The sequence below is a fragment of the Mesorhizobium sp. WSM4830 genome (assembly GCF_055811495.1).
This window is the reverse complement of sequence record NZ_JBVVQI010000003.1, coordinates 207787-222744: the sequence shown is the minus strand read 5'-3', so window position 1 is coordinate 222744 and position 14958 is coordinate 207787. Positions and strand designations below refer to the sequence as shown.

The 14958-nt window shown below is 61.7% G+C and carries 15 protein-coding genes; 4 read left to right on the top strand and 11 right to left on the bottom strand.

Features of this window, described 5'->3' with window-relative positions:
- Positions 1–56: 56 nt before the first annotated feature.
- The 4 genes from AC0L2Y_RS05925 to rpoZ form a co-directional block, all read right to left on the bottom strand.
- On the bottom strand, positions 57–437 hold the full coding sequence (locus AC0L2Y_RS05925; RefSeq protein ID WP_473554538.1) for a VOC family protein: 381 nt from the start codon (positions 435–437) through the stop codon (positions 57–59).
- 13 nt (positions 438–450) lie between these two features.
- The gene (gene pyrE, locus AC0L2Y_RS05920; RefSeq protein ID WP_473554536.1) at positions 451–1029 is read right to left on the bottom strand and encodes an orotate phosphoribosyltransferase; all 579 of its coding nucleotides are present in this window, start codon (positions 1027–1029) and stop codon (positions 451–453) included.
- A gap of 101 nt (positions 1030–1130) precedes the next feature.
- The gene (locus tag AC0L2Y_RS05915) at positions 1131–3359 is read right to left on the bottom strand and encodes a RelA/SpoT family protein (protein WP_023719889.1); all 2229 of its coding nucleotides are present in this window, start codon (positions 3357–3359) and stop codon (positions 1131–1133) included.
- Positions 3360–3470: 111 nt separating this feature from the next.
- Positions 3471–3872 (bottom strand): DNA-directed RNA polymerase subunit omega, encoded by a 402-nt coding sequence (rpoZ, locus tag AC0L2Y_RS05910; RefSeq protein ID WP_473554533.1) that lies wholly within the window; start codon positions 3870–3872, stop codon positions 3471–3473.
- 279 nt (positions 3873–4151) lie between these two features.
- Here rpoZ and AC0L2Y_RS05905 point away from each other — a divergent pair, with 279 nt between their 5' ends.
- Both AC0L2Y_RS05905 and AC0L2Y_RS05900 read left to right on the top strand, forming a co-directional pair.
- Positions 4152–4733 carry a LabA-like NYN domain-containing protein gene (locus AC0L2Y_RS05905; RefSeq protein ID WP_023677774.1) on the top strand — a complete coding sequence of 194 codons (582 nt, stop codon included), beginning with the start codon at positions 4152–4154 and terminating at the stop codon, positions 4731–4733.
- Positions 4730–5407 (top strand): uracil-DNA glycosylase, encoded by a 678-nt coding sequence (locus AC0L2Y_RS05900; RefSeq protein WP_352490895.1) that lies wholly within the window; start codon positions 4730–4732, stop codon positions 5405–5407. Before AC0L2Y_RS05905 ends, AC0L2Y_RS05900 begins: the two co-directional genes overlap by 4 nt.
- A 26-nt stretch (positions 5408–5433) precedes the next feature.
- Here AC0L2Y_RS05900 and AC0L2Y_RS05895 read toward each other — a convergent pair whose 3' ends face one another.
- The 4 genes from AC0L2Y_RS05895 to dapA all read right to left on the bottom strand — a co-directional run bounded on the left by AC0L2Y_RS05895 (position 5434) and on the right by dapA (position 8276).
- Complete coding sequence (locus tag AC0L2Y_RS05895) at positions 5434–5730, bottom strand: hypothetical protein (protein ID WP_473554530.1); 297 nt, start codon at positions 5728–5730, stop codon at positions 5434–5436.
- 330 nt (positions 5731–6060) lie between these two features.
- On the bottom strand, positions 6061–6789 hold the full coding sequence (locus tag AC0L2Y_RS05890; protein ID WP_473554527.1) for a GH25 family lysozyme: 729 nt from the start codon (positions 6787–6789) through the stop codon (positions 6061–6063).
- A 100-nt stretch (positions 6790–6889) separates the two neighbouring features.
- Positions 6890–7369, bottom strand: a complete 480-nt coding sequence (gene smpB, locus AC0L2Y_RS05885; protein WP_023768487.1) for an SsrA-binding protein SmpB — start codon at positions 7367–7369, stop codon at positions 6890–6892.
- Between the two features lie 25 nt (positions 7370–7394).
- Positions 7395–8276: a 4-hydroxy-tetrahydrodipicolinate synthase gene (gene dapA, locus AC0L2Y_RS05880; RefSeq protein WP_473554525.1), complete on the bottom strand. Its 882-nt coding sequence runs from the start codon at positions 8274–8276 to the stop codon at positions 7395–7397.
- Positions 8277–8502: 226 nt separating this feature from the next.
- On the opposite strand from dapA, the gene AC0L2Y_RS05875 reads away from it, so the two are divergent.
- On the top strand, positions 8503–10542 hold the full coding sequence (locus AC0L2Y_RS05875) for a lytic transglycosylase domain-containing protein (RefSeq protein WP_473554813.1): 2040 nt from the start codon (positions 8503–8505) through the stop codon (positions 10540–10542).
- Between the two features lie 220 nt (positions 10543–10762).
- Positions 10763–11650: an alpha/beta fold hydrolase gene (locus AC0L2Y_RS05870; RefSeq protein WP_473554523.1), complete on the top strand. Its 888-nt coding sequence runs from the start codon at positions 10763–10765 to the stop codon at positions 11648–11650.
- A gap of 337 nt (positions 11651–11987) precedes the next feature.
- On the opposite strand, the gene AC0L2Y_RS05865 is transcribed toward AC0L2Y_RS05870, so the two are convergent.
- The 3 genes from AC0L2Y_RS05865 to AC0L2Y_RS05855 all read right to left on the bottom strand — a co-directional run bounded on the left by AC0L2Y_RS05865 (position 11988) and on the right by AC0L2Y_RS05855 (position 14858).
- Positions 11988–13046: a tyrosine-type recombinase/integrase gene (locus AC0L2Y_RS05865; protein WP_473554811.1), complete on the bottom strand. Its 1059-nt coding sequence runs from the start codon at positions 13044–13046 to the stop codon at positions 11988–11990.
- A gap of 237 nt (positions 13047–13283) precedes the next feature.
- Positions 13284–14480, bottom strand: a complete 1197-nt coding sequence (locus AC0L2Y_RS05860) for a porin (RefSeq protein ID WP_473554520.1) — start codon at positions 14478–14480, stop codon at positions 13284–13286.
- 135 nt (positions 14481–14615) lie between these two features.
- Positions 14616–14858: a GIY-YIG nuclease family protein gene (locus AC0L2Y_RS05855; RefSeq protein ID WP_473554810.1), complete on the bottom strand. Its 243-nt coding sequence runs from the start codon at positions 14856–14858 to the stop codon at positions 14616–14618.
- Between the last annotated feature and the right edge of the window lie 100 nt (positions 14859–14958).

The window sequence follows — 14958 nt, the reverse complement described above, 5'->3', positions numbered from 1 at the left end:
CCTGGGTATCGCCGTTCTGAACAGGGTATGATCGCGGCGAATTTAAGGAGCGCCGCTTAGCATCGATATTCGCTGACCTCGACGAGGTTGCCGTCCGGGTCGCGGAAATAGACCGATATCATCGCGCCACGAGCGCCGGCACGCTCGACCGGGCCGACTTCTATCACCACGCCATTGGCGGCGAGGCTGGCACATATCTCGGCGAGCGGACGGGCAGCAATCAAGCAGAAATCTCCGGAACCCGGCGTCGGCGCCTTGGCCTTCGGCTCGAAGGTACGCCCGACCTGATGCACATTGACCTTTTGCGTTCCAAACAGCAGCGCCGTTGGTCGGTCCGGCTCGTCGAGGCGCTCGAAGCCAAGCACGCGCTGATAGAAGGCGCAGGTATCGTCCACCGAACGAACTGTCAGCACGAAATGATCGATGCCGGCAATCACGGCAGCGCCTCCGTCATATATTGCGGCTGCCGGGCTTGATCGCCGGTATGGCGGCGAGTTCGGGCGGCAGCCTGTCGGCCGGATAGGCCGGAACTTCATATTCGGCGAGCGCGATCAGCGGCACGCCGACATCGTTCTTGCCGGCCGAGCGGTCGATGATGCATGCGGCGGCAACGACCTCGGCGCCAAGGCCGCGCAGGCAGTCGATGGTCTCGCGGATCGACAGGCCGGTGGTGACGATGTCCTCGACAATGACAACGCGCGATCCTTTGGGGATCTCGAAACGACGCAGCCTGAATTCGCCCCCTTCCCGCTCGACCCAGATCGCGGGCACACCAAGATGGCGCGAGGTCTCATAGGCCGGGATCAGCCCGCCGATTGCCGGACCGACGACGTAGTCGATCCTGCCGGGCACGCCAGCGCGAATCTTTTCGGCCAGCGCCTTGCACAAGCGCTCGGTCTTGTCGGCATGCATGAAAACGCGCGCCTTTTGCAGGAAGACCGGGCTGCGCAGGCCCGACGTCAGGATGAAATGCCCTTCGAGAACGGCGCCGGCCTCGCGGAAAATGCCCAGCACTTCGTCGGTATTCATTGTTCGCCCCATGTCCATGGTGAATGGTGAATGGTGAATGGTGAATGGTAGTGAGAGCACCCTCTTTAACTATTCACTATTCACTATTCACTATTCACTATTCACCCATTCACGCGCCTTGCATCGCTGACGCTCGAATTGTCCTTTAGCTGCGACAGCAGCCGGTTCAAGTGCTTGAGGTCCCACACTTCGAGATCGATAAGCATTTCGGTGAAATCGGGCGCCGTGCGCACCATCGACAACGTGTGGATATTGGCGTCGTTGGATGCGACGACTTGTGCAATGTCGGCGAGCGAACCCGGTGCGTTGATGGCGGTGACAGAGACGCGCGCCGGGAACCGCTCCTTGGTGCGCTCGTCAATATCCCAGCGCACGTCGATCCAGCGCTCGGGCTGGTCGTCAAAGGCCTGCAGCGCCGGCGACTGGATCGGATAGATGGTGATACCGGTTCCCGGCTGCACGATGCCGACAATGCGGTCGCCAGGCACTGCCCCTTCCGGCGCGAAGCGCACCGGCAGATCGCCGCGCACGCCGCGGATCGGCACCGCGTCGTCGCGCGGCTGGTTCTTGTCCTTGCGCGCGGCGCGGCCCGGAATCTGGAACAGCATGCCGGCGGCGTTGCGGATCTTCGACCAACCCTCCTCGCGCTGCTTGGGCGCGACCAGCGTGACGCGCTCGTCCTTGTAGTCGGGAAACACCGCCTTCATGACATCGGTGGAGGCAAGTTCGCCACGGCCGACCGAGGCCAGCACATCCTCGATATCCTTGCGCGCCAGCCGGTGCAGCACCGGCTTCAGATTTTCCTTGGTAAAGGTCTTGCCGGACCGTTCGAAGGCGCGCTCCAGAATTCGGATACCGAGACCCGAATATTGCTTGCGGATAGCGTTCTTGGTGGCGCGGCGGATGGCCGAGCGCGCCTTGCCGGTAACGACCACCGATTCCCACGCCGCCGGCGGCACCTGCGCCTTTGAGCGGATGATCTCGACCTCGTCGCCGTTCTTCAGCTCCGTCATCAGCGGCATGATGCGGCCATTGACCTTGGCGCCGACGCAAGTGTCGCCGACATCGGTGTGGACGGCATAGGCAAAGTCGATCGGCGTGGCGCCGCGCGGCAGCGCGATCAGCATGCCCTTCGGCGTAAAGCAGAATACCTGGTCCTGGAACAGTTCCAGCTTGGTGTTTTCGAGGAAGTCCTCGGGATTGTCGCCTTCGGCAAGCTGCTCGATGGTGCGGCGCAGCCACGCATAGGCATTGGTCTCCTTCGAGATCGCATGGGCGGCGCCGTTCATCTTGCCGCCGGTATCCTTATAGATCGAGTGAGCGGCGACGCCGTATTCGGCGATCTTGTTCATCTGGTAGGTGCGGATCTGCAATTCGACGCGCTGGCGCGACGGGCCGACGATGGTGGTGTGGATCGAGCGGTAGTCGTTCTGCTTCGGCGTCGAGATGTAATCCTTGAAGCGGCCGGGCACCATCGACCAGGTGGTGTGGATGGCGCCGAGCGCGCGGTAACAGTCCTCGACCGTCTCGACAACGACGCGGAAGCCGAAAATGTCGGACAGCTGCTCGAACGACAGCGCCTTGGCCTCCATCTTGCGGAATACCGACCACGGCTTCTTCTGCCGGCTCTTGACCTCGGCCTTGATCGAGTATTTGTCGAACAGCGTGGAGAGCGCCTTCTCGATCTCGGACAGCACGCCCTTGTTGCGCTCGAAGATTTCGGCGAGCCGTGCGGTGACGGCGCGGTAGGCTTCCGGATTGATGAAGCGGAAGGCAATCTCTTCCAGCTCCTCGCGCATGCCTTGCATGCCCATGCGGCCGGCCAGCGGCGCATAGATGTCCATCGTCTCTTCGGCAATGCGCAGGCGCTTGGCTTCCGGCACATGGTCGAGGGTGCGCATATTGTGCAGGCGGTCGGCGAGCTTGACCAGAAGCACGCGCACGTCTTCCGAGATCGCCAGCAACAGCTTGCGCAGGTTCTCCGCCTGCTCGGCCTTTTTCGAGACGAGGTCGAGCTTCTTCAGCTTGGTCAAGCCTTCGACCAGCTTGCCCATTTCCGGGCCGAACAATTCGTCGATCTCGGCCCTGGTCGCCGTGGTGTCCTCGATCGTGTCGTGCAGCAAGGCAACAGCAATCGTCGCCTCGTCCATGTGCATTTCGGTGAGGATGGCGGCGACTTCGAGCGGATGCGAGAAATAGGGATCGCCGGAGGCACGCTTCTGGTGGCCATGCTTCTGCATGGCGTAGACATACGCCTTGTTGAGCAGCGCCTCGTTGACGTCAGGCTTGTAGCGCTGCACGCGCTCGACAAGCTCATACTGCCGCATCATGGGCGGGATCTCGCAATGCTGAAATGAATCATGCGCCGCACTGGCGTACGGCGCATGTCATAGATAGCCACGAAACTGCCGACGCGAAAGTGTCGGCAGTTGTCGCTAAGATCAATAATCGTCGCTTTTTTCTGGTGGCACCAGGCCCTCGATGCCGGCCAACAGGTCTTCTTCGGTCATGCGATCGAAGGTGACGTTGTCCTCGCCGTCGTCGGCATCGGTGGCCACAACGGCGCTGCCGGTCTGGTCGGCAATCGCCTCGCCATCGGCTTCCGGTTCATCGACCTCGACATGCTTCTGCAGCGAATGGATGAGATCTTCCTTGAGGTCGTCCGGCGACAGCGTCTCTTCGGCGATTTCGCGGAGCGCAACGACCGGGTTCTTGTCGTTGTCGCGCGGTACGGTGATCTGCGCGCCCTGGCTGATCTGACGGGCGCGGTGGCCGGCCAGGAGCACCAGCTCGAAGCGGTTGTCGACCTTGTCGATGCAATCTTCAACGGTTACGCGGGCCATGAGTTGCCCCTTTCATGCCTGGAATTGATGGAAAACAGGCGCGGTCCATAACCCGAACGCCGCCAAAATACAAGCTTTTATGGCGGTGCGCAGCTCTGACGCGGGCCGCCTGCGACGACACAGCGCCGATCACAATTGCTTGCGGTGCGGCATGGTGCCTTGGATTGCCGTAAAACTGGCGTTATCTCGAACGATGAAGGCCGACAGGTCTATTATCAGACCGGTCGATAGTAGCCACGCATTTAGACGACCGTTTATTTCGAAAAAGGACATTTTTCCATGTTCGATCCTCGTGAAAAAATCGCTCTCTTTATCGACGGTGCAAATCTCTACGCCACCTCGCGCGCGCTGGGCTTTGACATCGACTACCGCAAACTTCTGGCGAGCTTCCAGAAACGCGGCTATCTGCTGCGCGCTTATTACTACACCGCGCTAGTCGAGGATCAGGAATACTCCTCGATACGGCCGCTGATCGACTGGCTCGACTATAACGGCTTCAAGGTGGTGACCAAACCGGCCAAGGAATTCACCGACTCGACCGGCCGGCGCAAGATCAAGGGCAATATGGATATCGAGCTGACCGTCGATGCGCTCGAGCTTGCCGATGTCGTCGACCATTATGTAATCTTTTCGGGCGACGGCGATTTCCGCACGCTGGTCGAGGCGCTACAGCGGCGCGGGCGCAAGGTGTCGATCGTCTCGACCATGGCCTCGCAGCCGCCGATGATCTCCGACGATCTGCGCCGTCAGGCCGACCATTTCATCGACTTGATGACGCTCAAGAATGAAGTCGGCCGCGATCCCTCGGAGCGGCCGGTGCGTCGGCCCGAGCCGGCCGAAGTCGACGAGGAAGACTATTGACGGTCGTTGCCTTGACCGCGCCTCTGGTCGTCTCGCCCGAACCCGATCGCGATTGCCCGCTCTGCCCGCGGCTGCACGACTTCATCGCCGAGTGGCGGCGGCGCGAGCCGTCCTGGTTCAACGCGCCGGTGCCGACCTTTTTGCCGCCGGAAGGCGAGGATGCGGTGCGTCTGCTGATCGTCGGGCTGGCGCCTGGTCTGCGCGGGGCAAACCGGACCGGGCGCCCCTTCACCGGAGATTTTGCCGGTGACCTGCTCTACAACACGCTGATCGCGCACGGCTTTGCGCGCGGCGAATTCAAAGCGCGACCAGATGACGGGCTGGAGCTTGTCGGTACGGCGATTACCAATGCGGTGCGCTGCGTGCCGCCGGATAACAAGCCGGTTGGCGCCGAGATAGCGACCTGCCGGACGTTCCTGGTACCGACGATTGCGCGGTTTCCAAACCTGCGCGCTGTGCTGGCGCTGGGCTCGATCGCGCACCAGTCGACCGTGCGGGCGCTCGGCCAGCGCGTCGCCGCCTTTCCGTTCCGGCATGGTGGGCAGCAGCAGGCCAATGGCATCACGCTGTTTTCCAGCTATCATTGCTCGCGCTACAACACCAATACCGGCGTGTTGACGGAAGCGATGTTCGTCAATGTCTTCAGTCAGATAGAAACTTTTCTGAAGACATAGAGTCGGACGAGGCCCGCCGGCAAGCCCTAGATTCGGGCAATCGCGAACAACCAGGCCAGGATGTCCAGCAACCACAGAAACAGTGCAAGCTGCAGCGCAACGCGCAGGCGTTGGATGATCCGCCAATTGCTGGCCATGTCGGATTTGATGCGCAGCGCAAGCGCTCGGTGCATCCCGTCCATGGTTGCGGGAGGGTGCTGATCGACGAAGTCCTGGAGCAGCTTCTCTGGATCGAAACGGAACGTATAGTATAATATGGCCACACCATAATCGCGACCAGCAGTCCGATAAGAAGAAGCAATGTCAGCGCCAGCCAGTCCCAAGGCCCTACGCCATCCAGGAGCGCCCTGCCTCCAAGGAGAGAACTCGCGAACGCGGTTGCGAAGATCAGATTGCCGGCGCGCGCATTGAGACTTTCAACCACGCCCTGCTGGTGTTGGAGGCCACCACCGCCTCCGCATAGACAAATGCCAGGCGGGGGTCGCCGCCGTCCGTCGCAGCAGGCGGGGCGTTGCTGTCATTGGTTGATGAGGGGCGCTCCGGCATCAAATGCACTTAGTACGGCGCCGCCCGCGATATGAATAGCTACATGGGAAGGCTTCGTCGCTCTGTCTTCGTGCCATCGAGGGTGCTCTCGTTGGACAGGAATAGCGTCAATTCGACGACATCGCTCCAGGCGCCGCGGCAAACAACGCGGCCAGCGTCGCAGGTCCGCCCTGGAGAACGTTCAGGTCGACGTCGCCGCTGATGCCGTCGACGCGGCCCCGGTTGTGGTACTGCCAGTAGATCCAGTCGTCATGGTCCGGCCGCAGCGCCAGCGAACGCAGCCAGCGCGGGCGGCCGGCTAGCTGCCCGGCATAGGCTTGCGCCGCCTCGTCGGTCACATAGAGGATCGCCGTCTTGCCGAACGCCGCCTCGACCGGGCCGAGGAAGGCGGAGAGTTCGGCGCTCAGCTGTTCGGGAGTTGGCCGCTGCGGGCAATTGCCGCCGAACTCGATGTCTACCACCGGCGGCAGCAAAGGCTGATCGTGTGGCACCACCGAGATGAAATTGCGTGCCTGATCCGCACCCGGTCTGCAGAAGGTGAAGAAATGATAGGCACCGACGGCAAGGCCGGCGGCGCGGGCCGCGCGCAAATTGGCGGCGAAGGCATCGTCGACATGGTCGCCGCCCTCCGTCGCCTTGATCACGGCGAAGGCGACATCGTCGGCGGCAACACGCCGCCAGTCGATCTGCCGCTGATGATGGGAAACGTCGATGCCCCTGACCGGATATTTGCCGCGGTCCGGAGAAAACGTCTGGAAGTAGGTATAGCCGCCGGCCAGGACGAGGCCCGCCAGGAGCAAACCTGCCGCGCCCCATAAGACGATCCGGTTTTTCAAATGAGACCTATCCCTTTTGGTCCGCCCTGCCCGCCGCTATGGCTTCGGGCGCTCGTCGCTCGAAAAGCCAAATCGTTGGCTCCGCTTCGCGGACCGCTTCTCACCCTCGCTCCTTCAGCAGCCGGCCCTTCTCACGCGACCAGTCGCGCTGCTTTTCGGTCTCGCGCTTGTCGTGCAGTTTCTTGCCGCGGCCAACGGCGAGCAGCAGCTTGGCACGGCCCTGGTCGTTGAAGTAGATCTTCAGCGGCACCAGCGTCATGCCTTCGCGATCGACGCTTTGCGCCAGCTTGGCCATCTCGCGCTTGTTGAGCAGGAGTTTGCGGCGGCGGCGCGGCTCGTGGTTGAAGCGGTTGGCCTGCAGGTATTCTGGCAAATAGGAGTTGATCAGCCAGATCTCGCCGCCCTCGACCGAGGCGTAGCTGTCCTGGATATTGGCCTGGCCCTGGCGCAGCGATTTCACTTCTGTACCAGTCAGCACCAGGCCGGCCTCGATCGTGTCGAGCACCTCATAGGAAAATCGCGCCTTGCGGTTTTCCGCAACGGTCTTGTTGTTGGGATCGGCTTTTCTGACTTGATTCATGATGCGGAGAGGTGGCGCCTCATCCCTAGTTTATCAAGCCTGCGTGCTTCATCGCGGCGTCGATCTTCTCGGCGGTCGACGGCTCGACCGTCATCAGCGGCGAGCGCAGCACATTCTCGACCTTACCCAGCTTCGACAGCGCATATTTCGCGCCGGAAACGCCGGGCTCCATGAAAATCGCCTTGTGCAGCGGCAACAGACTGTCCTGCAGGTCGAGCGCCTTGGCGCTGTCACCGGAAAGCGTTGCCTCCTGGAATTCAGCGCAAAGCCTGGGCGCGACATTTGCCGTCACCGAGATACAGCCGACGCCGCCATGCGCGTTGAAGCCGAGCGCCGAGGCGTCTTCGCCGGAGAGCTGGATGAAATCCTTGCCGCAGGTGGCGCGCTGCTCCGAAACCCGCTCGACCTTGCCGGTGGCATCCTTGACGCCGACGATGTTCTTGAAGTCGTGCACCAATTGCCCCATCGTCTCCGGGCTCATGTCGACCACCGAGCGCGGTGGAATGTTGTAGATGATGATCGGCAGGCTGGTTGCCTTGGCGACGGCGGCGAAATGCGCATAGAGGCCGCGCTGCGTCGGTCTGTTGTAATAGGGCGTGACGACAAGGGCCGCGTCGGCGCCCGCCTTCTCGGCATACTGGACCAGGCCGACCGCCTCGTCGGTGTTGTTGGAGCCAGCGCCGGCGACGACCGGAACCCGGCCCTTGGCGACCTCGATGCAAACCTTGACGACCTGGCGGTGCTCGTCATGCGACAGCGTCGGCGACTCGCCGGTGGTGCCAACCGGGACCACGCCCGTCGTGCCTTCGGCAATCTGCCAGGCGATGAACGCGCGAAAGGCTTTCTCGTCGAAACGGCCGCTCTTTTCGAACGGTGTGACGAGCGCGGTCAGCGAGCCTCTCAGCATAGTCGTCCAACTCCTTGGGACCTGTCGGTTTTGTCGTGCGCGCCTTCTAGCCGAAAGCGAAGCGGCGCACCATAGTCTCGACATTGTTGCGCGGCAAGCATTGCGCCAGCAATTGCAATTCGAACGACCTCGATAAGGTTTTCTTTACGGGCCCTTCATCACAGACGAATAGGCTGCAGTTCATCTGTGCCAGTTGTAGCCTCGAAGAACGGGGATGACCAAATCCATGCCGATCAGGCGGCCGCATCTTTTCGCACTTATCGGCGCGATCGTTGTGCTGATCCCCGGCGCCGCGATCGGCAGCAGCGTCGATGTGCAGGTCACGTCGGCGATCCCGATGACGGAGCCGCAGAACGATGCGCTGCAGCAGTCCCCGTCGCCATCCGCCAACGTCGCGGTGCTGAAGAGCGGTCTCGACGCGCTGGCGGCAAGCGACATTCAGCGCGCGCGCCAGGTGCGCGAGGCGCTGCCGGCCAAGTCGCTCGACCGGCACATCCTTGCCTGGGCGATTGCGCTCTATGGCGGCGACCAGGTGCCGAGCGGCGACATCGCCGATGCCGCGAAGATGCTGCCGAACTGGCCGGGTACGATCGCCTTGCGCAAGAACAGCGAGCGTGCGCTCTATCGCGAGAACCCGGCGCCACAAGTCGTGGTGCGGGCGTTCGACGGCAGCCAGCCGCTGACCTTCGAGGGCGTGGTGATCCTGGCTCGCTCCTATGTAGTGCTGGGCGATACCAAGGCAGCGCGCTCGGTGCTGTCGCCGTTCTGGCGCAGCGAAAAGCTCGAAGCCAGGGACGAGGCGGCGGTCATCCGCGAGTTCGGCGGGCTGATCCCGGCCGCCGACCATCGCTTCCGCATGGAGCGCATGTTTTATGCCGACCGGGTCGCTTCGGCGCTGCGCGTCGCCGATCTCGCCGGCGCCCAGCAATTGGCCGATGCCTGGGCGGCAGTCACCAAAGGCGACAAGAACGCGGCCAAGCTGCTGAAGGCGGTGCCGGCAGCGCAGCGGGCGGCCGGCTATCTCTTTGCCGAAGCCGAATATCTGCGCAAGCAACGGAAATTTACCGACGCCGCCGCGCTGGTGATGAAGGCGCCGGGCGACCGTGACGCTCTGGTCGATCCGGATGCCTGGTGGGTCGAACGCCGGGTGCTGTCGCGCGAGCTGGTCGACCAGGGCGACATGAAGACCGCCTACAGAATAGTCGCCGCGCATGCTGCCGAAAGTCCCGCCAATGCTGCCGAGGCGGAATTCCATGCCGGCTGGTACGCGCTGCGCGGCCTCAACGACCCGAGCATCGCCGCCAAGCATTTTGCGCGAATCGCGGAGCTCGCCCAAGGGCCGATGTCGCTGTCGCGCGCCTATTATTGGCTCGGCCGCGCCGCCGAACTCGGCGGCCCCGGCAGTGCCAAGGATTATTTCAGCCGTGCCGCCAGCTACGGCACGACCTTTTACGGCCAGCTTGCCGGCGAGCGCGTCGGCCGGCAGACCCTCAATATCGTCTACCCACAGCCAAGTGCCGCCGACCGCCAGAATTTTGCCGCCCGCGAGGCGGTCGGCGCCATCAAGCGGCTGCAGGAGGCCGGCTATGACCGCTATGCCGAGACGCTCTACCGCGACCTCGCCGGGCAGTTGAACAGCCCCGGCGAACTGGCGCTGCTTGCGGCGCTCGCGGAAAGACAAGGCAACCACTTCATGGCGCTGAAGGTCGGCAAGATCGCCGGCGCCCGCGGCATCGATGTCGGCGCGCTGTCGCATCCGCTCGGCGTCATTCCCGACACCGCCAACGTCTCCGGCTCGGGCAAGGCGCTGGCCTATGCGATTGCCCGCCAGGAAAGCGAGTTCAACATCGGCGCCGTCTCCAGCGCCGGCGCGCGCGGGCTGCTGCAACTGATGCCGGGCACGGCCAAGCAATTGGCGAAGAAGGCCGGCATGACTTTTTCTCAAGCCCGGCTGACCACCGATGCCGGCTACAATGCAACACTGGGCGCCGCCTTTCTCGGCGAGCAGCTCGGCCGTTTCGACGGCTCCTACGTGCTGACCTTCGCCGGCTACAATGCCGGTCCTACCCGCGCCGCCCAATGGGTGGCGAAATACGGCGATCCGCGCGGCAAGGACGTCGACGCCGTCGTCGACTGGATCGAGCGGATTCCCTATACGGAAACAAGAAGTTACGTTCAGCGCGTGATGGAGAATTACGAGGTCTACAAGATGCGTATCTCCGGCAAGTACGATATCGTCGGAGATCTGGTGAACGGCCGGGGGTGACGACATTCCTTTCCTTCTCCCCTTGTGGGAGAAGGTGGATCGGCGCGCAGCGCCGAGACGGTTGAGGGGTGTTGGCCGGAGTGCCGGCGGTGCCAAGCTGGAACACCCCTCATCCGACCGAGCTTCGCTCGGCCACCTTCTCCCACAAGGGGAGAAGGGGAAGCTAGTCTCGTCCCACCTGTAGCTGTCGGAAACGACCCGGACGAGGCAAGGGAACACCATGGCAAGCCAAGGCTTCTCCGATTTCTTCTACGCCGCGCCGGACGGGCTGTCCCTGCACGCCCGCATCTACGGCGAAGCGAATTCCGGCCGCTGGCCAGTCGTTTGCCTTCCCGGCCTGACCCGCAATTGCCGTGATTTTCACGATTTGGCGCTTTATCTGTCGACGCAGGCGAGGCGTAAGGTTGTTGCTTTCGACTATCGCGGGCGTGGGCAATCCGCCTACGATGCCGATATCGGCCATTACACTGTCGGCATCGAAGCCGGCGATATTCTCGCCGGGCTGGCAGCACTTGGCATCGAGCAGGCTGCCTTCATCGGCACATCGCGCGGTGGATTGATCATCCATGTGCTCGGGGCGATGCGGCCGGCCGTGCTGAAGGCCATCGTCCTCAACGACATCGGCCCGGTGATCGAGGCGCAAGGTCTCGCCCATATCCGCTCCTATCTCGACCCCGCGCCCACGCCGAAGACGTACGCAGAGGTGGTCCGCGACCTACGCAGCACCCATGGCGCGGATTTTTCGGCGCTGACAGATGCGGATTGGGAGCGGATGGCGTCAGCCCTCTACCGCAAGACCGAGGAGGGATTTTTGCCTGATTTCGACCCGAGACTGGTTGAGACGCTGGCGGGCCTAGACCTCACCCAGCCGCTGCCCGATCTTTGGCCGCAGTTCGACGCACTGACCGCGATCCCCTTGCTCGTCATATGCGGCGCCAACTCGAAGCTGCTGTCCGCCGAAACGCTCGAGCAGATGCGGACGCGTCATACCGATATCGAGACGATCACAGTCGAGGGCCAGGGGCATGCTCCGTTTCTGGAGGCCGGCAGCCTGCCGGACAGGATCGCTGACTTTTTCGATCGGGCGGAGCGACGAGGTGGGAAGTAACGCTCGACCGAGTGAAGTAATTCACGCGCTAGTTTTGCGCCGGTCAAAGCATTCCGACGGACATTGACAGTTCCATTGGAGTTAGCGGTGAAATTATTTCATCGATGTCGGCGCTGCCCCTCATCCGCCTGCCGGCACCTTCTCCCCGTAGGGACGGGGAGAAGGGGCTGGCCGCAACGACGGCGACTTTCTTGCAACGCTGGGGATTAGCGAAATCTTTCGCAAGGGCGCCTTTCTCCCCGTCACTATACGGGGAGAAATGCCCGGCAGGGCAATGAGGGGCAGCACTAACCTGAAGCAACTGCCCTGAAACCCAATGCCAGATCCACCCAAACCGTCAGGATTTGGCGCTTCTCTTCGCGGGCTTTGGGGCCTTGCTTGGGGCCGGCTCGCTTTTTGGCTCTCGCCTTGCCGGAGGTGGAGAAGACAAAGCGCTTGCGCCGCCGCTGTCCGCGCCACTGCACCGCGGCGTCTCCAGCACGGTAACGCAGCCGTCCAGGTCGTTGGTGGCCAGATGGGCGTAACGCATGGTCATCGACAGCGTCTGATGGCCGAGCCACATCTGCACGCGCCTGATATCGATGCCGCCCTGGACGAGACGCGAGGCGCAAGTATGGCGCAATATATGCGGCACGACCTGATCGTCGGCGCCAAGCCCGACCTCGGCCTTGGCATCGTTCCAGATGGCGCGAAACTGCGCCTGGCTGAGCTTGGTGAACGGGCCCTTGGGCCGGCGGCCCTCGGTGGCCGGCAGCTTGATCACCTCTTTTACCCGCTCGGTCATCGGGATGGTACGACTGCGGCCGGATTTGGTGATCCAGAAACTGACGCGGTGCTCCTGGATATCGTTCCAGATCAAGCCCAGCGCTTCGCCGAGGCGGCAGCCGGTGTCGACGAGAAAGACGGAAAGCCGATAAGCGTCCTCGCTGCGGCTCTTGATGGCGGCGAACAGCCGGGCCTCCTCGTCTCTTTCGAGGAAACGAATCCGTCCCGCCCGCTCCTTCTGGCGGCGGAACTCGGGCAGGCTGTGGATATCCCCCATCTTGTGAGCCTTGCGCAGCAGTTTGCTGAGGGCAGCCATCTTCCGGTTGATGGTTGCATTGCTGTTGCCGCGCTGGCGCAAGGTACCGATAAGGTTGTCGAGGGTGCTTTGGTCGAAAGCGCTGAAACGCTCCCCAAGGAGAATCTCGTCTATTTCGCCGATGAAGGAGCTGACATTGTATTTGTGCCGCCCATCATCCCAAAGTATGTCCCGGTATACTGAAAACAGTTCTCCGATCCTATGCGACTTTACTTCTCGTATCTTGTTATAACTGTATTTTATTTTTGCAGTTTGAGAAGAAAACATCGAAAAATGATCAGAGGTTCCTCCCTCTTGAATCGCATCGTTCGTCATTATTCGCCACACCCCCGAGTGGATAGGCCTAGACCTACCTGCTTGGCGGTGCCCTTTCAAGAGTTTTAAGCGTTGCGGCCGATTTCATCCACCAGTGGCGGATCCCAACGACATCGTTCCACAACCCTGTTCAGCTACCGAACCCCCTTTTCCTTCTGTTTGCTACCAGTCGCGAAAACAAAACAGCCCGGGCGTTTAAGCGCCCGGGCTGGATTTCACTTGCTTTAAGTCCAGCCCTTAGAACGAGCGCTGGAAGCGGAGCATGCCGCCGATGGCGTCCTTCTTGTCGCCCGGGATGCCGGTCCAGTTGTATTCATAACCGGGCAGCGAGTCGCTATCGATGTGATGATCGTTATGGGCATAGTCCACTTCGGCCGTAATCGTGAAGCCGGGAACGATGTCGTAGGCGATATTGGCCGCGACACCAGCTTCCTTGGCTTCATCATACGACACCTGGAGGTTGAACGAGGTCTTCTCGTTGATGGTGTAAGTGCCACCACCCCAGACTGCCCAGTTACCGCCCCACTGCTTGTAGAAGTTGCGCGGGAGATTGTCGTCAGTGCCGTAGCCGGCCATCAAGAACAGCGACAGGTTCTGCATCGGCGTCACGTCGAGGCGAACCTTGCCGGCCCATTCTTCCAGGCTGCTGTCATAGGCAACAACACCGCTGATGGAGCCCCAGCCCTGCGTGTACTTCACGCCGCCGACGACATACGGGACGTAGCTGTCGACCGAGTCGTGACCGAGATTGAGGGCAGTATTGGCGCTGTTAAGGATAAAGCCTTCACCGGTTTCCAACGAAGCCACGGCCGAGAAGCCGTTGCCGGCATCGAAGTAGTACTGGACGACGTTGGTGTCGAAGCCGCCGTAGGGAACGATCGTATCCTGGATGACGTTGCCGGCGTAGCCGGTGAACGTATTGAAGGCTGTTTCGTCCTTACCGACGCGGAGACCACCAAGCTGGATCCAGGCGAAGTTCAGCGAAACGCCTCTGCTGCCAAAGCTGGAGAAGGGAGTGTCGAAACCGGCGACGGAATGATAACCGGTTCCCCAGTTGAAGCGGGTCTCGGTGTAGGTCTTCAAGGTGCCCATCTCGGTTTCCTGGCCGGTATAGGTCCTCAGCGTGAAGCGAGCCTGCTTGTAGTAGCCGTCGTTGACGTTGTCTTCACCATTCAAGGCATCCAACAGGTCCTGGTACCTGGCGCCGTCGAACGAGCCAGCCTGGCCAACGCCGATGTCATAGCGGACATAGCCGCCGATGCGCAGGCAGATTTCGGTGCCGGGGATGTAGTAGTAGCCAGCGCCGTAGACGTCGCAGATCTTGACGTATTCAGCGGGTTCCGGCTCGGCGACGACGACGGCGTCGGCGGCGCGCGCACCGGAAACTGCGATCAGTGCCGCAGCGGAGCCGAGAAGCAGGCTCTTGATGTTCATTTTCTGACCTCCAGTCAGAATCGAACAAAAGAGCGGAGTTGGCGCCGTGTGTTTCTGTAGTAAGTAGCTGAGATTGCGTTGTTATTTTCGGAAAATCGTTGATTTTTGTACGATCACGTGAGCGGCCGCAGATGTTCACCAGAGGCGTTTGCTGGCAAAAGCATGCCCGGAACCGGATTTGAGATAACGCTCGAATGAAGTCGCCTTGGATTGGTTCGAGAAGGCGATACAGGTCACGACCCGCCACGGCAGGAATTTGGACGTGTGGCTGGATTTTCCGGCGTTGTGCTCGGCGATCCGTCGCTTCAGGTCCGAGGTCACACCGATATAGCGCTCGCCTTCCGCGCTCTTGCTTTCCAGCAGGTACACATACCACACGAACCGGCCCTCCCTCGCGAAGGCATCGGAGTACATCCTTCTTCGCAAGGAAAGATATGCCAACCTGATTTTGCAAGCGTTCCAAGAGGTTGCGGCCCTC